The following is a 19,096-nucleotide window of genomic DNA, read 5'->3' on the forward strand; positions in this document are numbered from 1 at the left end:
TTCATCTGTCCTTACTTTTAATAACGGTAAGTTTCAGGCTTATAAGGGCCTTCTTTGTTCACGCTAATGTATGCCGCCTGCTGATCAGTCAACTCTGTTAATTGAGCATTTAGTTTTTTCAACTGCAAACGTGCAACTTTTTCATCTAAGTGCTTAGGCAAAGTATAGACACCTACCGGATACTTATTCGTGCCAGCGGTAGTCCACAATTCGATTTGAGCAATTGTTTGATTAGCAAATGATGAACTCATCACGTAGGAAGGGTGGCCTGTGCCGCAACCCAAATTAACTAAGCGGCCCTTAGCCAAAACAATAATTCGTTTTTCTGGTTGGCCATTGCTTGCTGGGAAAATAACATGATCTACTTGAGGCTTGATCTCTTCCCATTTGTATTTTTCAATACCGGCAATATCAATTTCGTTATCAAAGTGGCCGATGTTACAAACAATCGCCTGATCTTTCATCTTAGCCATATGATCATGTGTAATCACATGATAGTTACCAGTTGCCGTAACAAAAATATCAGCTTTATCAGCAGCGTAATCCATGGTCACAACGCGATAACCTTCCATTGCTGCTTGTAATGCGCAAATAGGGTCAACCTCTGTTACCCAAACCTGGGCTGATAAAGCGCGCAAGGCTTGAGCAGAACCCTTACCTACGTCACCATAACCAGCAACAACAGCAACCTTACCAGCCACCATTACATCTGTAGCACGCTTGATACCGTCTACCAACGATTCTCTACATCCGTATAAGTTATCAAATTTACTCTTTGTTACTGAATCATTAACGTTAATTGCTGGAAACTTTAAATCGCCTTTAGCGTGCATTTGATATAAACGATGCACGCCTGTTGTTGTCTCTTCTGTAACACCTTTAATTTTTTCTAGGCGAACAGAATACCAAGTTGGGTCCACTTTTAATTTAGCTTTAATTGAAGCGAACAGTACTGTTTCTTCTTCACTAGTTGGATGATGCAAGGCTGACTGATCTTTTTCAGCTTTAGCACCCAAATGCAACAACATCGTAGCGTCACCACCATCATCCAAGATCATGTTTGAATAACCACCATCTTGCCATTCAAAAATGCGATGCGTAAATTCCCAGTACTGCTCTAAAGTCTCACCCTTGATTGCAAACACTGGCGTGCCATTTGCTGCAATTGCCGCAGCAGCGTGATCTTGTGTAGAGAAAATATTGCATGAGGCCCAACGCACATCAGCACCCAATGCCTCTAATGTTTCAATTAATACGGCCGTCTGAATCGTCATATGCAACGAACCAGTAATGCGTGCGCCACGCAATGGCTGGCTGGCAGCAAATTCATCACGAATTGCCATTAAACCTGGCATTTCTGTTTCAGCAATAGCAATTTCTTTACGACCCCAGGCCGCCAAAGAAATATCTGCGATTGCGCAATCTTGTGGAATAGTTAAATCAGTAGGTTTATTCATTTGCACTCCAAGCTAGTAAAGAAGATCTTGGAGAGCAAAAAAAAGCTCGCCAACCAATCACTTCTCAGGTTAGCGAGCGTCGTTGCTAAAGGCTAATGCCTCCCTCTAAGCCTAGGGTACTTGGTTGAACCAAATACCTCGCAACGCTCCTTAGAGGTTTTGAAAAATTATAAACCAGCAGCAGCTTTTAATGCCGCAGCCTTATCCCTTGCTTCCCATGTGAACTCAGGCTCTTCACGACCAAAGTGACCATAAGCGGCAGTTTTACGATAAATAGGACGTAAAAGATTTAGCATCTTAACGATACCTTTTGGCCTTAAATCGAAGTGAGTGCGCACCAACTCAGCAATTTTCTCATCAGAAATCTTGCCCGTACCAAAAGTGCTAACCATCACAGACGTTGGTTGAGCCACACCAATCGCATAAGAAATCTGCACCAAACACTTACTTGCTAAACCTGCCGCAACAATATTTTTAGCGACATAGCGACCAGCATAAGCCGCAGAACGGTCTACCTTAGATGGATCCTTGCCTGAAAACGCGCCACCGCCATGGGGAGCGGCACCACCGTATGTATCAACAATAATCTTACGTCCTGTTAAACCACAGTCACCTTGCGGGCCACCAATAACGAAACGACCAGTTGGGTTCACCAAGTATTTAATCTCGCCCTTAATCAGTTCTTTTGGAAGAACTGGCTTAATAATTTCCTCGATAACCGCTTCGCGAAGTGTGTCTAAGCCAATATCTGGTGAATGTTGCGTTGATAAAACAATCGTATCAATTGAATCCGGCTTACCGTCTACATAACGCAAAGTTACTTGAGACTTTGCATCTGGACGCAACCAATTTAAACGGCCATCACGTCGTAAGTCTGCTTGACGCTCCACTAAACGGTGTGACAAATGAATTGGCAAAGGCATCAACTCAGGGGTCTCATCAACGGCATAACCAAACATCAAGCCTTGGTCACCCGCGCCCTGATCTAAACCATCATCATGGGCTTTATCAACACCTTGCGCGATATCTGGACTTTGCTTGTCATACGCCACCAATACGGCGCAACCCTTGTAATCAATACCGTATTCAGTATTGTCATAGCCAATTTGGCGAATCGTATCGCGCGCCACATGAATGTAATCCACGTTTGCAGTTGTTGTGATTTCGCCCGCCAACACAACCAAGCCTGTATTACATAGGGTTTCAGCTGCTACGCGCGCAGTAGGATCTTGCGCCAAAATAGCGTCAAGAATGGCATCTGAAATTTGATCTGAGACTTTGTCTGGATGTCCTTCGGACACAGACTCTGAAGTAAAAAAATAATTGTTTGACATAGTTAGCTTTCCTTAAGTTTGCCGACAACACGTGCCGACTACTAACTACGGCGACGCTTTAGCGGATATTTTTAATTCGCCCCGCAAGTTGTCTTAACTCGGCGAATACCCTAAATTTTATAACATTCTCGTTTTATTGCACAAGGCTGTATATTTACCCCTATGACAAGCACAAGATTACGCTTTACGAAAATGCACGGCGCTGGCAATGACTTCATTGTTTTAGATGGCATTTCTCAAGATTTATCAAAAATAACTAAAGCCCAATGGCAACAGTTAGCGCATCGACAATTTGGCGTTGGCGCAGATCAAATCCTCCTAGTGGAAAAACCAACCGTACCAAATGCTGAATTTCGCTACAGAATTTTTAATTCGGATGGCGGAGAGGTTGAACAGTGTGGCAATGGCTCCCGTTGCTTTGTAAGATTTGTGCGCGAAAAAGGCCTCACTAAAAATTCCACTGTTTTGGTACAAGTGGCACATACCATTTTGAGCCTGACCGAAAACGATGATGGGCAAGTAACCGTCAATATGGGGGCGCCTATTTTTGATGCCGAAAAAATTCCATTCGCTCCAAGTCATCTCAATACAAAACCAGAGGGTGACGATACGCTATACGAATTACCCCTTTTAAACCGTTCCGTTTGGATCTCAGTAGTTTCAATGGGCAACCCTCATGCTGTTCAAGTGGTTGAAGATGTAAACAAAGCTTTTGTCGCTGAAGATGGCCCACAAATAGAAAATCACACATCATTCCCTAAACGAGTTAATGCAGGATTTATGGAAATAGTAAATCCTCATGAAATTAAATTACGAGTATTCGAACGCGGCTCAGGCGAAACACTCGCCTGCGGCACAGGTGCTTGCGCTGCCGTTGTGGCAGGTATTCGTAGAGGTCTCTTAAGTTCACCAGTACTTGTCCATACGCGCGGCGGAGATCTATCTATTGACTGGCAAGGCCAGAGCCAAAAAGAAAGCCCCGTCATGATGACAGGGCCAGCTCAAACTGTATTTGAAGGTGAAGTAACGTTAGACGTTTAAACCACACCTAGTTATGGTTTAAACACCGTACTTATCTCGGTAAGCCTTCACAGCTGGTAAATACTTTTGCAATGATGGGTCTTGGCTTTCTTGTAAAAAGCTCATCAAGCTAGCCAAGTTAGCAATTGAAACCACTGGCATACCAAACTCTTTTTCAACATTTTGGACAGCTGAGCTATCCGCAATTTCGGTAGCTGTACCTGCGCGCTCCATCCGATCCAAGGCAATCAACACCATACCTGGCGTAGCGCCTGCTGACTTAATAATATTGACTGATTCGCGTACAGAGGTACCAGCAGAAATCACATCATCAATAATGACGACTTTGCCTTTTAATGGCGCGCCAACCAGCGTGCCGCCTTCGCCATGATCTTTAGCTTCTTTGCGGTTAAAACAAAATGGTACTGGCCTACCCATAGCGGCCAAAGCAATCGCCGTGGTAGCCGCCAATGTAATGCCCTTATAGGCCGGGCCAAACAACATATCAAATTCAATGCCTGAATCAATAAGCGCTTTTGCATAAAACTCGCCTAAAGCCTTTAACAAGGCGCCGTCATTAAATCCACCGGCATTAAAAAAGTATGGCGATAATCTGCCTGCTTTTGTTGTAAATTCTCCAAAAGCCAAAACTTTGGCATCTAAAGCAAAGTGAATAAATTCGTTTTTAAAGTTTTCTTGATTGGAAGTCATAACCGAGATGTTACGCATCATTACCGCCAACCTCAATGGTATTCGTTCAGCCGCTAAAAAAGGCTTCTTTAATTGGGTACAAGCACAAAGCCCTGACGTCCTTTGTATTCAAGAACTTAAGGCTCAGGAAGCTGATTTGGAGCAAGATTTATTAAGCCCTCCCGGATACCACGGATTTTTTCAATATGCGGCCAAAAAAGGCTATAGCGGTGTCGGCTTATATTCAAAACAAAAGCCCGATGCGGTAAAAATTGGTTTTGGCTGCCCAGAATTCGATGCTGAAGGTCGATATGTGGAGGCTAAATTTGGAAACCTCATTATTATTTCCGCCTACTTCCCCTCTGGCTCTAGCGCCCCCGAAAGACAAGAAGCTAAATTTAGATTTTTAGATGTATTTTTGCCGCATCTAAAAGAACTTAAAGAGCAAAATTTAGAAATCTTGCTATGTGGCGATATCAATATTGCCCATAAAGAAATTGATCTAAAGAATTGGAAGGGCAATATTAAAAATTCTGGCTTCCTGCCAGAAGAGCGCGATTGGATGACCCATCTGTTTGATCAAGTTGGATACATGGATGTATATAGGCAGCTACACCCTCTCACAGAAGATGAGTGTTACACCTGGTGGAGTCAAAGAGGGCAAGCCTACGCCAAGAATGTTGGATGGAGAATCGATTATCAAATTGGCACGCCAGGCATAGCGAAAAAATCTAAACGCGCTGAAATTTATAAATCTGAAAAATTTTCAGATCACGCCCCGCTCATCATTGATTACGAAACATAAATCTATTAAACCTTATGGCTTGTAATCAGGCAGTTGATCAACGGTTGTATTTTTTGCTTTAGCGTAAAGCGGCAAAACGTCAAATAAATTTCTTTGTATTTCATAAATTCTAGATTCGCCAGATGGGTGGGTAGATAACCATTCAGCAGGTCGCTCTTTAGATAACTGACCCATTTTTTGCCATAGAGATACTCCCGCACGAGGGTCATATCCAGCTCTTGCTGCTAAATCCATGCCCACCAAGTCCGCATCTTTTTCATCCGCTCTAGAAAAACTCAGGCCCACCAGTTGAACTCCTTGGTTAATCGCCTGACTACCTAAGCTTCCCAAACCTAATGCCTGAGATAAAACATTAGCCCCCAAATTACCTAATTGAGATTTGGCTAAGCGATCACGGGCGTGCTCACGTAAAGCATGGGCAACCTCATGCCCCATCACAGTTGCCACTTCATCATCATTAAGTTTTAACCTTTCCAAGATCCCCGTATAAAAGGCAATCTTGCCACCTGGCATACAAAAAGCATTCACCTCTTCAGAAACAAATAAATTGATTTCCCATTTCCAATTTTGGGCATCAGGATTCCATACCTGGGCATAAGGTAATATTTTTTTAGCAATCGCACGCAAACGAATAACCTGCGGATTATTGTCAGGTGCTAATCCATTTTTATTAGCTGCTTGCCTCTTCATATCTTGATATTGGCGCGCGGCTGTTTGCTCCAACTGACTCGCCGGCACAAGATTTCTTAAGCTCGATGATTCACCCACCTTCACCCCATCTGTTGGGGCAAGATGTTTTGGGCCACTCGATGCACAAGCGCCTAAAAAAACAAAAGTGAGCGTTAAAAGATATTTTTTCATTTTGAAAATATAGCGGCTATATGTTGTAAAAATTATTTATGTAACTTAATTAAATTGGGATTTTTTTGATTGTGCCCAAGGAGCAATCTTAGGTAACAACAATAATCCAGGAATCGCCAAAATAAAACAAAGCACGAAGAAATTAGTCCATCCAGTAACTTCCACAATGTACCCTGTTAAAGCATTAATAAATGTCCTTGGTACTGCAGACAAACTTGTAAATAACGCAAATTGGGTAGCGGTGAATCTTGGATTTGTTTCTAACGCGATATAAGACGTAAAGGCTGCGGTCCCAAGGCCCACAGACAAGGCTTCAAAACCAATCACCCAACTTAACACCCAAAGATTAGCGCCGGTTGTTGATAACGCCACAAAACCTAATATGGCCAGAGCCTGCAAAAAGCCAAATAACCACAAGGCTTTATTAACCCCTGTTTTTAACATCCAATAGGCGCCCAAAATGCCGCCCAAAATACTTGCCCATAAACCAGCATTTTTTGCGACCAAACCAATTTCAGTGCGCGTAAATCCTAACTCTATGTAAAACGGCGTTGCTAAAGCCGTTGCCATCGAATCGCCCAACTTATATAAAAAGATAAATGCCAGCACTAATAACGCATGCTTCCAACCTTCTCTATGAATAAATTCATTAAAGGGTTCAATGACCGCCTCACGCAAAGAGTTAGGTGCTGGCCCATAAAGCTTTGGTTCCGGCACCAACAGTGTTGTCAGAATTCCTGGCAACATGAATAACCCGGTAATAAAAAAAACCCACTGCCAAGAAATAACATCCGAAAGAATGAGGGATAAAGACCCCGGCACTAAAGTAGACAGCTTATAAGCATTAACAAATAACGCAGTGCCTGAACCCATTTGCTCTTCAGTTAACCACTCACGCCTGTGAGCATCGATAACAATATCTTGGCTGGCTGAAAAAAAGGCAACCACTGCCGCTAACATCACCACAATCCAAATATCAGACTTAGGATTAAATTGCCCCATCAATATCACGGCACACATCACGGCTATTTGAGTGGCAACCATCCAGCCTCTACGGCGCCCCAAGAAGGGCAACTGGAATCGGTCCATCGCCGGAGACCATAAAAACTTCCATGTATAAGGAATGCCGACTAAAGCAAATAAGCCAATGGCCTTTAAATCAACGCCCTCACTTTTTAACCATGCGGACAAGAGGTTATAAAGAATAAATAGCGGCAGGCCACTAGAAAATCCAAGGAAAACACATACAAGTAGAGCTTTCGCTTTACTAGGCTCTACGCGCTCTGTAGATAGCAAGACTACCTCTTAAATTAGGTAAAAATTGAATGGGCTCGCCATCATGCAAAACCACACGATCCAAGAGCTTTAGCCCAACTGCGGGTGCCAATGCTTCAAAATCGGCAATCGTTAAAACTCTCACGTTAGGCGTGTCATACCACTGGTAAGGTAGAGATTTTGAGACAGGCATGCGACCCAAAGCCACAGCAGCACGGTGCGACCAATGTCCAAAGTTCGGAAATGAAACCACACACTCTTTCCCCACCCGAGCAATCTCGCTCAAGATACGCGCTGTTTGATGAATCGTTTGCAAAGTTTGAGAAAGGACTACTGTGTCAAAGCTATTATCTTCAAATAGAGCTAAACCACTTTCCAGGTTTTGCTGAACAACATTTAGACCTTTTTCAGCACAAGCTAATACCTTGTCATCGGCCAACTCAACACCATACACATGAGCATGCTTGAGTGTTTTTAAATAACTTAGCAATTCACCATCACCACAACCGACATCAAGCACCTGACTTCCAGGAGCAACCCATTTAGCAATCGCAGAAAAATCAGCGCGCATTAATAAGCCCTCCCGCAATTTGCTCAAAATAAGCTCGAACAAGATTGTGATAACGTGAATCATCTAGCAAAAATGCATCATGGCCATGGGGTGCATCGATCTCACCATATGTCACATCTAGCTTGTTATCCAATAAAGCTTTCACGATTTCTCTACTACGCTCAGGAGAGAATCTCCAATCCGTCGAGAAACTAACTACTAAGAACTTAGCGCTAACGTTTTCCATGGCTTTACTTAAGTTATTGCCATAGGCTCTAGCTGGATCAAAATAATCAAGCGCGCGGGTAATGTGTAAATAAGTATTTGCATCAAAATAATCAGCGAACTTTTCACCTTGATATCGCAAGTAACTCTCTACTTCAAACTCAACATCAAAACTAAAGTTGTACTCATCTGAAGCGCCTTCAGGGCGGCGCAATTCACGGCCAAACTTTTCAGCCATATCATCATCAGATAAATAAGTGATATGTCCAATCATGCGAGCAACTCTAAGGCCGCGGCGAGGAACGACACCATGAGCGTAGTAATCACCACCATGGAAATCAGGATCACTCAAAATAGCACTTCTAGCAACCTCATTAAATGCGATATTTTGCGCAGATAATTTGGGCGTTGATGCAACTACAACACAGTTCGCTACGCGCTCTGGATACATCATGCCCCAAGCCATCGCCTGCATACCGCCAAGGCTTCCACCCATGACAGCCGCAAACTTTTTAATTTGAAAATGATCAGCAACCCTCACCTGAGCATTCACCCAATCTTCCACTGTTACTACGGGAAAACTAGCGCCATATGGCTTGCCAGTTGCTGGATTAATACTCATTGGACCCGTTGAACCAAAACAGGATCCCAAATTATTAACGCCAATAACAAAAAACCGATTCGTATCTACTGGCTTGCCTGGGCCAACCATGTTGTCCCACCAACCAATATTCTCAGGATTTTCAGCGCTGATACCAGCAACGTGATGTGATGCATTTAAAGCATGACAAATAAGAACTGCGTTATCTTTTTTCTCATTTAATTGGCCATAGGTTTCTACGACCAAATCGTAATTGGCAATACTTGTCCCACTTTGCAAACTTAATGGTTCTGCAAAGCTCAAACGAACAGGGGTTACAACTCCTAAACTCATACGGAGAATAAAACCCTCATTGGTAATTCACTCAACTCCGTTGGCATCTTCTTAAAGCCACTTCTTGCATAACGGTGCCAACGTCCAATCACATAGCTCAGCATCATGGCAGCGCGAGCGCCCACTTCATTGCCATCAGCAGACTGTGGCAAACGACCTTGCGTTTGTGCAATACGTAACGACTGCTTTAATGATGCTTCTACTCTCTCAAAAATTTGCGCAATTCGATCTTGTAAACGATCATCTTCAAGCCATAAAGCATCGCCCAAAAGAACTCTTGTCATACCTGGATTTTTCTCACCAAAACCCAACAAAATCATCAGAATCTCTTGAGCCTGGCGATCGCCAGCTTCTTCTCTTTCAGTAATTTGATTAATAAGCCCAAAAATCGTCTGTTCAATAAAAGAAATTAATCCTTCAAACATCTGGGCTTTGCTAGCAAAGTGTCGATACAAAGCCGCCTCTGACACTTCTAGACGAGCTGCGAGTGCAGCAGTAGTCACACGCTCACCCTTTGGGTTCTCGAGCATTTCTGCCAATACCTGCAAAATCTGAACTCTTCGCTCACCCGGCTTTGGGCGCTTGCGAGCAACAACCGCCTCTTGGTCTACATTTTCTGCCAAAGATGTTTGATTAAATGGTGAATTCATCGGATTTTTTGCCATCTTTTAAATAATTGATGTATGGATTGTACTTCTAGAGAAACTCTACCTCGATTATGGGTGTGAGTCCTAACATGTCTTTTAAACCATACGGTCCTTAAGCCTAGTTTAGAGTACTCCAACAAATGCCCTAGGGTATCGTCCACTAGAACCGCTTTTGAGGGTGCCACCCTATACTTTTGAAGCACTCTCCGAAGCATCAGGGTATCTGGCTTAGGTCGCCATTTGTGATGAATTACCATATCCTCAATGGCCTCAACCGCATGAAAGCACTGATGAATCCCCAACTCTTTCATGATTTTTTCAGCATAAGCCTTGGGGGCATTTGTTAATAATACTTTCTTACCAGGCAAACGATTAAGCACAAAACGTAAATTTTTCTCACCAGAAATAATGTGTGCCAAATCATGCAAATGCCGGCCTGTTACCTCATCAAACTTATGAGTTTCTCTCAAAAACTCATGGGGATCGATTTCATGATGGCGCACCAGCCCTAACAAAGTTGCGCCATATCGACGCCAGTAGCCTTCACGCACTTGACTGGCTTCTTGATGGCTTAAGCCTAAGCGATGGGCGACATAAGTCGTCATCGCTTGATTGATATAAGGGAATATGACGCCTGAAGCGTCATGCAAGGTATTGTCTAAATCAAAAAACCACAAAGGCTGGCGCATGCCATCCTCAATGTGATCGAATCATTGTGCCAAATGCCTGCTCGGTCAAAATTTCCAAAAGCAATGAATGCTCAATGCGACCATCAATAATATGCACAGAGTTAACGCCACTCTTTGCCGCATCTAACGCAGAAGAGATCTTAGGCAACATACCACCCGAAATAGTGCCATCAGCAAATAAAGCATCAATCTCTTTAGCTGCTAAATCAGTCAACAATTTGCCATCTTTATCCATCACACCTGGAATATTAGTCATCATGACTAATTTTTCAGCCTTCAGAATTTCTGCCATTTTTCCGGCAACTAAGTCAGCATTGATGTTGTATGCCTGACCATCTTCACCAAAACCGATTGGGGAGATGACTGGAATGAACGCATCGTCTTGCAACGCTTTAACAACCGCGGGATTAATCGAGTCAATTTCACCAACAAAACCAATATCTAGCATTTCGCCTGGTTTTTCTTTATTGGGAATCATCATTTTGCGAGCATGAATTAAACCGCCATCCTTACCCGTTAATCCAACAGCCTGACCACCGAAATGATTAATGAGCATAACGATATCTTGCTGAACTTCTCCACCAAGAACCCACTCAACCACTTCCATGGTTTCTTCATCTGTTACACGCATGCCTTGAATAAAAGTTCCAGCCTTACCAACTTTTTTCAAAGCATCGTCAATTTGCGGGCCACCGCCATGCACAACCACAGGGTTCATGCCAACAAGCTTTAACAAAATAACATCGCGAGCAAAACCTTCTTTTAGGCGCTCCTCAGTCATAGCGTTGCCGCCGTACTTAATAACAATTGTTTTGCCGTGATATTTCTTAATATAGGGCAAAGCTTGAGCTAGAACCTCCGCTTTAACGGCTGGAGAAACATCATGCAACTGTGTCAGTGATTCGCTCATCTAATTAATCGCCAAATAACTTTTGACGTAATTCACGGCGCTCTTGAGCTTCAAGCGATAAATTCGCGGTTGGACGTGCCAATAAACGTGGGATACCGATTGGCTCACCAGTCTCCTCGCACCAACCATAATCACCAGACTCAATACTTGCTAGTGATTGTTCAACCTTTTTAAGAAGCTTACGCTCACGATCGCGAGTACGCAATTCAAGAGCATGCTCTTCTTCAATCGTAGCTCTATCCGCAGGATCAGGCACTAAAACATTTTCGCGAAGATGCTCAGTTGTTTCGTTGGCATGTTTTAACAAATCAGATTTCAAAGCCAATAATTTTTCTTTGAAAAATTCCAATTGAGCAGCATTCATGTAATCCTTTTCAGGAGCTTTTAAAAGATCTGCTTCGGTCAATGGTTTCTTGCTCATTTCCTGTCCTTTCGGGACTTATTGTTTTTCACGCTTAATTCCGCGCACCAAAAAAACTACTTAAATATATAAACAACCTCGGGCGCGGATTCTACCCTAATCTCAATAGATTACACCAAACATGTTTCAAGCCCCCCCAATAAAACATCTTTAGGTAGGTCTGTTCCAATAAATACCATTCTGGTTTCTTTTTTATCTTTACCCCACGGCGCACCCAAATCTGAACCCATCATTTCATGAACGCCTTGAATAATCACTTTACGGGCGCCGCCCTTGATATACAAAACTCCCTTATACCTCAACAACTTAGCGCCAAAAACAGACAAAATACCACCCAAAAAATCTTCCAATTTTTTAGAGTCAAACGGTCTATCACTTCTAAAAACAAAGGACTGAATCTTATCTGTGTGGTTTTTACGAGCAAACTGGACCACTTGAGGAGCTGCGTGATCATGATGATGATGGTCATGTCCACAATCTGGGCCATGCTCATGATGGTCATGTCCGCAGTTTTCATGGTCATGATCTTCCTGCTCCAAGAAATGAGGGTCGATTTCAAGCTTGTCATTTAAATTAAAGCCCCTCAAATCTAAAACCTTCTCCAACGGCACAACCCCTTGGCTAATACCCATAATTGGTGCTCTTGGATTCATATGCATCAAACGATGCTTCAGAGCAGCCACATCTTGCTCACCAACCAAATCTGTTTTTGTAATAAAAATTCTATCGGCAAATCCCACTTGTTGTTGAGCTTCTTCATGTTGATCTAACTGTTGATTACCATGCTTTGCATCCACCAAGGTAACCACAGCATCTAAGATGTAATGGCTAGCAACTTCTTCATCCATGAAAAAGGTTTGCGCCACCGGACCTGGGTTTGCAACACCGGTTGTCTCAATCACAACGCGATCAAATTGAATCTTCTTATGATGACGTTGCTCCCATAAATTATTGAGCGCCTCAACCAAGTCACCACGAATCGTGCAACAAACACAACCATTGCTCATTTGAACAATTTGTTCATTAGAGTCTTGAACCAAAATATCGTTATCAATATTTTCTTCGCCAAACTCATTCTCAATCACTGCAATTTTTTTGCCGTGATTCTCACTCAAGATGTACTTTAAAAGCGTCGTTTTACCGCTTCCTAAAAAACCACTAAGTATGGTGACTGGTATTAATGCCATGATTAAATTCCTTATTAACTAACCTTGAATTATCTTCTCGCTAAAGATTTCGCGCTATACCCTTTGCAACAAAAGGCCTTTCAAATAGTCCCCCTCTGGGAAACTCGCCAACAAAGGATGATCTAAACCTGAAGATAATCGCTTTAAAACCCTGAAATCCATACTCTTATCGCCACTATGACTCATCGCCTCAGCCGATGCCATAGCAATGGTTCTTTCAAACAATGCAGCATCTACTGCACCAGAACAAGAGAATGTAAATAATAATCCGCCTGGATTTAACAACTGCATGCCAGCGCGATTAATTTCTTTATACGCGCGCAAAGCCTTGTCCAAGTGATGTGATGAAGGGGCAAATTTAGGCGGATCCAACACTACTAGATCGAAACGTTTTTCTTCTTTTCTAAATTTAGTTAAAACATTAAAAGCATCATCATCTATCCAAGTGGCCCTAGATTCCTCAAATTGATTTAATTTCATCTGACGCTGAGCCATTGCTAAAGCCTCACCAGATGAGTCAACAGAGGCTACATGTTTGGCGCCGCCCTTAAGTGCCGCCAAGGAAAAGCCCCCGGTATAACAAAACATATTGAGCACTTCTTTATCTTTTGATAACTGCCCAACCAACTCACGGCTATCGCGCTGATCAATATAAAAACCTGTTTTATGTCCTTGCAAGACATCAACGGTATAAAGCACCCCGCACTCATTAACTTGTATTGGCTCGGCAGGCAAATCCCCCTTAAGCGCACCGATATGTTTTTCTAGACCCTCACGTGCACGCACCGCCGCATCAGATCTTTCAACAATAGCTGAACAATTAGTTTGTTGCGCAAGTGCCGCAACAATTGCATCTTTCCAATACTCAACGCCTATAAATAAAAATTGACACACCAAGGTATCGTTGTATTGATCAACGATCAACCCGGGCAAGCCATCACTCTCGCCAAAAATTAAACGAATTGCATTGGTGTTTTTTATCCATGTCCGACGATGTTCAATAGCCTTAGAAATTCTGCGCTTAAAAAAAGCATGGTCAATTGGCTCGGCTTCATCCCAAGTTAAAACTCGAGCGCGAATTTGAGAGCTCGGGCTATACAAAGCTTTAGCAATAAATTTTCGGCCATGATCCACCACATGTACGGTGCTACCTGGATAAACTTTACCCTCTACGGAGTCAACAGCATTTGAATAGATCCAAGGATGGCGCCTAAGAAGAGGGCGTTCTTTACCGGCTTTTAAAACTATAGTTGCTTGCATTGCTTTATTTTCTACCTTTTGCGCGAGGATGCGCCTGATCATATGCCTGAGCCAAATGTTGAAAATCTAACGCAGTATAAATTTGAGTACTAGAGATGCTTGCATGACCAAGCATCTCTTGGACGGCTCGCAAATCGCCTGAAGATTGCAAAACATGGCTTGCAAATGTGTGCCTCAACATATGCGGGTGAACATGCGTTGGCAATCCCGCTTTCAAAGCTAAAGCCGCTAAATGTTTTTGTATTGTTCTCGCAGAAACTCTTCGCCCCTGCTTGTTAATAAATAATGGCTGACCAAGAGCATTGACTTCTTTCACGTTGGCCGCCCTAACAATCAACCACTCTTTAATAGCGGCAATAGCTGCGGAACCAACCGGCACGGTCCTACGTTTATTGCCCTTACCTAAAACCATCACCTCAGACAAATCAAAATCAATCCACCCTGCAGACTGATAGTCTTTACTTTCTAATGGGGCAACATCAATACCTAACAGCTCAGACAAACGTAGCCCCGATGAATACAGTAATTCCACGATTGCGCGGTCTCTGGCTCTTAAAAAAGAATCCGCCTGAATATTGTCTTGAGATGATTGCTCTACCAAGCTAATCGCACTCTCAACGGAGAGCGCCTTAGGCAAAGGTTTTGTTCTTTTAGGCGGCCTAACATCGTCTAAGGGATTACTTTGAATTAAGCCTTTCTGATTAGCAAGCCAGGTGTAAAAACCACGCCAAGCTGAAAGTATTCTTGCAATGCTTCTAGGTGAGCTACCTTGTGCGTGCAATCTAGCAGCCCAAACGCGCACTTGATCAGAATTCAATTCTGTAACCTTAAAACCGCCTTCTTCCAGCTTTTTCAAAAGAACATAAATGTCGCGCTGATAAGCTTCAAGCGTATTTTTAGATACCTGCCTAACAACATGCAGTTCGCGAAGATATTCTTGCGCGAGAGCGTCATTCATGGCAAGTATCTTTAGCCTTTAACTCTGCCAATAGCAGCTTCACTTAACTGACCAATTTGAGACAAATAAAAATGCCCCATATCAGCAGTAAATTTTTCAATGGATTGACTGCCCAAAATCAGCTGCGTGCCAATGGCCGTTAAATTAATTAAGGCAAGACTTGCAATATTTTCGGGCAATAGTTTTTTCAAACTTTCTGGGGCAGCGCTAATACCACCACAGAAATCAGGCTCAGATATTTCTTGCGTAAGCTTTACCAACTCAACGCCAAATATCTCACTTAAGCCATCTGTGATGATTTGATTCACTTGTACTTCATCTTTTGCCTGAAGTAAATTTTTTAACCAATTAATCATCAGGGTTTGAGTCTTGTCATTCTGACTGCCAAAACGAAGCATGTCAGAAAGTCTTTTGTTCAATGCATGATTCTGCTCACGCAAAACACTTAACTGTCTCTCTTGCAATGAAATGGCTCGATCGCCATGTGGATTTTTAAGAGAAATTTCAGCCAACAGACTAGCGTGGCGCTCAAAAAACCCTGGCGTGGCTTTTAACCACTCGGCCACCAAGTTTTCGCGCTCCATTTGATCTGCTTGCAACTGTTCCATATCAGACATGTTTAACTCAGCTTTTCTGTTAGTAATTTATTAACCTGTTGAGGATTCGCCTTTCCTTGCGTCGCCTTCATGATCTGGCCAATTAACGCGTTAAAGGCTTTCTCTTTTCCAGATCTAAATTCCTCAACTGACTTTTGATTGGCCGCCAATACTTGATCGATGATTGCTTCCAATGCCCCGGTATCGCTAATTTGCTTTAGACCTTTTGATTCAATGATGCGATCAACAGCATCTAAATCAGTGGCACGCTCATCCCACATAGCCATAAAAATTTCTTTGGCAATTTTGTTAGAAATTGTTCCATCAGAAACTCTTAATATTAATTTTGCAATTTGCTTAGCCGTTAAAGGAGACTCTGTTGCACTAAGACCATCACGATTTAGTGCTGAAGCAAAATCTCCTGCCATTAAATTAGCTGCGGCTTTTGCATTATCTTTACCCAACTCCGCCACCAAAGCCTCATAAAAGTCAGCTGTAGCACGCTCTTGCGTTAACACTTGGCAATCGTAAGCAGACAGCCCAAACTCACTCTGCCAACGTTCGGCCTTCTCTGCTGGCAACTCAGTCATCTCAGAGCGCTCTTTTGCAATCCATTCCTCAGAAATAATTAAAGGCAATAGATCTGGGTCTGGGAAATAGCGGTAATCGTTAGCATCTTCTTTACTGCGCATGCTACGAGTTTCTTTTTTATCTGGATCATAGAGCCTTGTTTCTTGAACAACGGTTCCACCATCTTCAATGAGTTCTATTTGACGACGCACCTCGTATTGAATAGCCTCCTCCAAGAAACGGAAAGAGTTCAAATTTTTAATTTCGCAACGTGTGCCAAACTCAGCCTGACCTTCTGGTCTCACAGAAACGTTGGCATCACATCTAAAAGAACCTTCTTGCATATTGCCATCGCAAACACCTAGCCAAACCACCAGGGTGTGCAACGCTTTTGCATAAGCAACTGCTTCAGCGGCGCTATGCATATCCGGCTCAGTAACAATTTCCAAAAGTGGCGTGCCAGCTCTATTCAAATCAATACCGCTAGATGATTCGCCATGTGGGCCACGGAAATCTTCATGCAGCGATTTACCAGCATCTTCCTCTAAGTGGGCCCTCGTTAAATTGACTGTTTTTACAACGCCATCAACTTGAATATCCAACTTGCCACCCTGCACCACTGGTATTTCAAATTGACTAATTTGATAACCCTTTGGTAAATCAGGATAGAAATAATTTTTACGTGCAAACACGCTAAATGGCGCAATCGTTGAACCAACGGCCAAGCCAAAACGAATAGCATGCGCCACAGCCTCTTTATTTAAGACAGGCAAAACACCTGGAAGAGCCAAGTCAACAGCACAAGCCTGACGATTTGCTTCTGCGCCAAACTCAGTAGACGCTCCACTAAAAATTTTAGAAACAGTTCTTAATTGCGCATGGGTCTCAAGACCAATCACCACTTCCCATTTCATGCTGCACCACCTTTCTGCGCAGCCGGTGAAAGACGTTGGTGCCAATCCGTTTCCATTTGATATGCGTGTGCCAATTGCAATAAGCTTGCCTCTGAGAAATAGTTACCAATTAGCTGTATGCCAACAGGCATGCCATTGTCACCAAAACCACAAGGCGCACTCATGGCAGGTAACCCAGCCAAATTAGGTGATAAGGTATAAATATCTTCTAAATACATTTGCGTTGGATCAGATGTTTTCTCACCAATCTTGCCAGCAACTGTTGGTGCCACCGGTCCAGCAATGATGTCGCATTGTTTAAATGCTTCTTGAAAATCTTGCGCAATGATTCTGCGAATACGTTGCGCCTTCAAGTAATACGCATCGTAATAGCCGTGTGACAACACATAAGTTCCAATCATGATGCGACGTTTTACTTCGGTGCCAAAACCTTCTGAACGCGTACGTTTGTACATGTCCAACAAATCACCATATTGGTCGGCACGACGCCCATAACGAACACCATCAAAGCGACTTAAATTGCTTGATGCCTCTGCTGGCGCAATAACGTAATACACAGGAATGGATAGCTCTGTTTTAGGTAATGAAACAGGCACACATTCAGCGCCCATTTTTTTAAATTGTTCCAGCGCGCCCTCTACGGCAGCACGCACATCAGAACTTAAACCATCACCAAAATATTCTTTCGGTAGACCAACTTTTAAACCCTTTAAAAGTTGTGCTTCGCCAGGAGTCCATGACTTACCTAATTTTGCTGTGTAATCTTCAGAGGGCCGATCCAAACTTGTTGAATCTTTGTGATCATGACCAGCCATCGCATTTAACAAGATAGCGCAATCCTCAGCGGTTTTCGCCATGGGCCCACCCTGATCCAAAGATGATGCATAAGCAATCATCCCGTAACGCGATACGCGGCCATATGTGGGTTTAATACCTGTAATGCCACACAATGATGCTGGCTGACGAATGGATCCGCCCGTATCTGTGCCTGTTGCAGCAGGACTTAATCCGGCTGCAATTGCTACAGCAGAACCACCAGATGATCCACCGGGTACACGAGTTTTATCCCACGGATTTAAAGCAGGGCCTACGTAAGAATTTTCATTAGAAGAGCCCATCGCGAACTCATCCATATTGGCTTTACCCAAGCACACCATGCCAGCACCATCAGGTCCTAGCTTAGCCACTACATGAGCATCGAATGGGCTAACGTAGTCGCCCAAAATTTTTGAACATGCCGTTGATTTCCAATGCTTCGTTACAAAAACATCCTTATGCAAAATTGGCACGCCTATTAATGGAGATGCCGCACCTTTCGCAATTAACGTATCAGCATGATTCGCTTGCTCAATAGTTTTTGCTTCATTTAAATCAATAACCGCGTTCAAATCTTTCGCATTGGCAATTCTTTGTAAAAAATAATCTGCTAATTCTTTACTGCTAATTTGTTTAGCTTTAAGTGCGTCTGAAATTTGTTTAATTGTTTTGGTATGCCAGCTCATTCAATCACCTTTGGCACTAAAAATAATCCCTCATGCTGAGCGGGTGCATTTTGTAAATAAGCATCTCTTTGATCGATTTCAGTCACGACGTCTTCACGTAATGGTTGGGCAATAGACATAATTTGCTCAATTGGATGAGCTAAAGGCTCAATACCATCTGTATTTACAGCCTGCATTTGCTCAACCAAATCAAATACTTTTTGTAATTGATTCAAGGTACTAGCTGCCTCATCATCAGTGATGGCTAGGCGGGATAATTGCGCTATGCGCTTAACATCTTCAAGATTCATT

General features: G+C 43.0%; 20 protein-coding genes and 1 riboswitch. Of the genes, 2 read left to right on the plus strand and 18 right to left on the minus strand.

The window, feature by feature from the left end:
- Positions 1–17 precede the first annotated feature (17 nt).
- On the minus strand, positions 18–1,457 hold the full coding sequence (ahcY, locus tag ICV01_RS08825) for an adenosylhomocysteinase (RefSeq protein WP_215287561.1): 1,440 nt from the start codon (positions 1,455–1,457) through the stop codon (positions 18–20).
- A 67-nt stretch (positions 1,458–1,524) separates the two neighbouring features.
- Positions 1,525–1,615, minus strand: a riboswitch (S-adenosyl-L-homocysteine riboswitch).
- A gap of 9 nt (positions 1,616–1,624) precedes the next feature.
- Positions 1,625–2,791, minus strand: a complete 1,167-nt coding sequence (gene metK, locus ICV01_RS08830; protein WP_215287563.1) for a methionine adenosyltransferase — start codon at positions 2,789–2,791, stop codon at positions 1,625–1,627.
- A 162-nt stretch (positions 2,792–2,953) separates the two neighbouring features.
- Here metK and dapF point away from each other — a divergent pair, with 162 nt between their 5' ends.
- Positions 2,954–3,832, plus strand: a complete 879-nt coding sequence (gene dapF / locus ICV01_RS08835; protein ID WP_215287565.1) for a diaminopimelate epimerase — start codon at positions 2,954–2,956, stop codon at positions 3,830–3,832.
- A gap of 18 nt (positions 3,833–3,850) precedes the next feature.
- On the opposite strand, the gene pyrE is transcribed toward dapF, so the two are convergent.
- Positions 3,851–4,522: an orotate phosphoribosyltransferase gene (gene pyrE, locus ICV01_RS08840; RefSeq protein WP_215289199.1), complete on the minus strand. Its 672-nt coding sequence runs from the start codon at positions 4,520–4,522 to the stop codon at positions 3,851–3,853.
- A gap of 7 nt (positions 4,523–4,529) precedes the next feature.
- Here pyrE and ICV01_RS08845 point away from each other — a divergent pair, with 7 nt between their 5' ends.
- Positions 4,530–5,306, plus strand: a complete 777-nt coding sequence (locus ICV01_RS08845) for an exodeoxyribonuclease III (RefSeq protein WP_215287573.1) — start codon at positions 4,530–4,532, stop codon at positions 5,304–5,306.
- 12 nt (positions 5,307–5,318) lie between these two features.
- On the opposite strand, the gene ICV01_RS08850 is transcribed toward ICV01_RS08845, so the two are convergent.
- From ICV01_RS08850 to gatC, 15 genes are all read right to left on the minus strand, one after another.
- Entirely contained in the window at positions 5,319–6,167 is an 849-nt protein-coding gene (locus ICV01_RS08850; RefSeq protein WP_215287574.1) for a M48 family metallopeptidase, read from the minus strand.
- A gap of 45 nt (positions 6,168–6,212) precedes the next feature.
- Complete coding sequence (locus ICV01_RS08855) at positions 6,213–7,463, minus strand: AmpG family muropeptide MFS transporter (RefSeq protein WP_215287576.1); 1,251 nt, start codon at positions 7,461–7,463, stop codon at positions 6,213–6,215.
- Positions 7,435–8,013, minus strand: coding sequence for a methionine biosynthesis protein MetW (metW, locus tag ICV01_RS08860; protein ID WP_251369351.1), 579 nt, complete (start codon positions 8,011–8,013; stop codon positions 7,435–7,437). The genes ICV01_RS08855 and metW overlap by 29 nt, the downstream gene beginning before the upstream one ends.
- Positions 8,003–9,151 (minus strand): homoserine O-acetyltransferase, encoded by a 1,149-nt coding sequence (locus ICV01_RS08865; RefSeq protein ID WP_215287580.1) that lies wholly within the window; start codon positions 9,149–9,151, stop codon positions 8,003–8,005. Before ICV01_RS08865 ends, metW begins: the two co-directional genes overlap by 11 nt.
- Entirely contained in the window at positions 9,148–9,801 is a 654-nt protein-coding gene (gene slmA, locus ICV01_RS08870) for a nucleoid occlusion factor SlmA (RefSeq protein ID WP_215289200.1), read from the minus strand. Before slmA ends, ICV01_RS08865 begins: the two co-directional genes overlap by 4 nt.
- Positions 9,798–10,487, minus strand: a complete 690-nt coding sequence (locus ICV01_RS08875) for a pyrimidine 5'-nucleotidase (RefSeq protein WP_215287582.1) — start codon at positions 10,485–10,487, stop codon at positions 9,798–9,800. The genes slmA and ICV01_RS08875 overlap by 4 nt, the downstream gene beginning before the upstream one ends.
- Positions 10,488–10,494: 7 nt before the next feature.
- A complete protein-coding gene (gene argB, locus ICV01_RS08880; RefSeq protein WP_215287584.1) occupies positions 10,495–11,397 on the minus strand; it encodes an acetylglutamate kinase in 903 nt (300 codons plus the stop codon).
- Positions 11,398–11,401: 4 nt separating this feature from the next.
- Positions 11,402–11,818: an RNA polymerase-binding protein DksA gene (gene dksA / locus ICV01_RS08885; RefSeq protein WP_215287585.1), complete on the minus strand. Its 417-nt coding sequence runs from the start codon at positions 11,816–11,818 to the stop codon at positions 11,402–11,404.
- Between the two features lie 110 nt (positions 11,819–11,928).
- Positions 11,929–13,008, minus strand: a complete 1,080-nt coding sequence (locus ICV01_RS08890) for a GTP-binding protein (RefSeq protein ID WP_215289201.1) — start codon at positions 13,006–13,008, stop codon at positions 11,929–11,931.
- A gap of 51 nt (positions 13,009–13,059) precedes the next feature.
- Positions 13,060–14,265: a class I SAM-dependent rRNA methyltransferase gene (locus tag ICV01_RS08895; RefSeq protein WP_215287587.1), complete on the minus strand. Its 1,206-nt coding sequence runs from the start codon at positions 14,263–14,265 to the stop codon at positions 13,060–13,062.
- A 4-nt stretch (positions 14,266–14,269) separates the two neighbouring features.
- Entirely contained in the window at positions 14,270–15,223 is a 954-nt protein-coding gene (gene xerC / locus ICV01_RS08900; protein WP_215287589.1) for a tyrosine recombinase XerC, read from the minus strand.
- Between the two features lie 11 nt (positions 15,224–15,234).
- The gene (locus ICV01_RS08905; protein ID WP_251369352.1) at positions 15,235–15,840 is read right to left on the minus strand and encodes a DUF484 family protein; all 606 of its coding nucleotides are present in this window, start codon (positions 15,838–15,840) and stop codon (positions 15,235–15,237) included.
- Positions 15,841–15,842: 2 nt separating this feature from the next.
- Entirely contained in the window at positions 15,843–17,303 is a 1,461-nt protein-coding gene (gene gatB, locus ICV01_RS08910; RefSeq protein ID WP_215287590.1) for an Asp-tRNA(Asn)/Glu-tRNA(Gln) amidotransferase subunit GatB, read from the minus strand.
- The gene (gene gatA / locus ICV01_RS08915) at positions 17,300–18,805 is read right to left on the minus strand and encodes an Asp-tRNA(Asn)/Glu-tRNA(Gln) amidotransferase subunit GatA (RefSeq protein WP_215287591.1); all 1,506 of its coding nucleotides are present in this window, start codon (positions 18,803–18,805) and stop codon (positions 17,300–17,302) included. The genes gatB and gatA overlap by 4 nt, the downstream gene beginning before the upstream one ends.
- The gene (gene gatC / locus ICV01_RS08920; protein ID WP_215287592.1) at positions 18,802–19,095 is read right to left on the minus strand and encodes an Asp-tRNA(Asn)/Glu-tRNA(Gln) amidotransferase subunit GatC; all 294 of its coding nucleotides are present in this window, start codon (positions 19,093–19,095) and stop codon (positions 18,802–18,804) included. Before gatC ends, gatA begins: the two co-directional genes overlap by 4 nt.
- Position 19,096: the final 1 nt, after the last annotated feature.

It is taken from the genome of Polynucleobacter sp. MWH-Spelu-300-X4 (genome assembly GCF_018687515.1).
Lineage (GTDB): Bacteria > Pseudomonadota > Gammaproteobacteria > Burkholderiales > Burkholderiaceae > Polynucleobacter.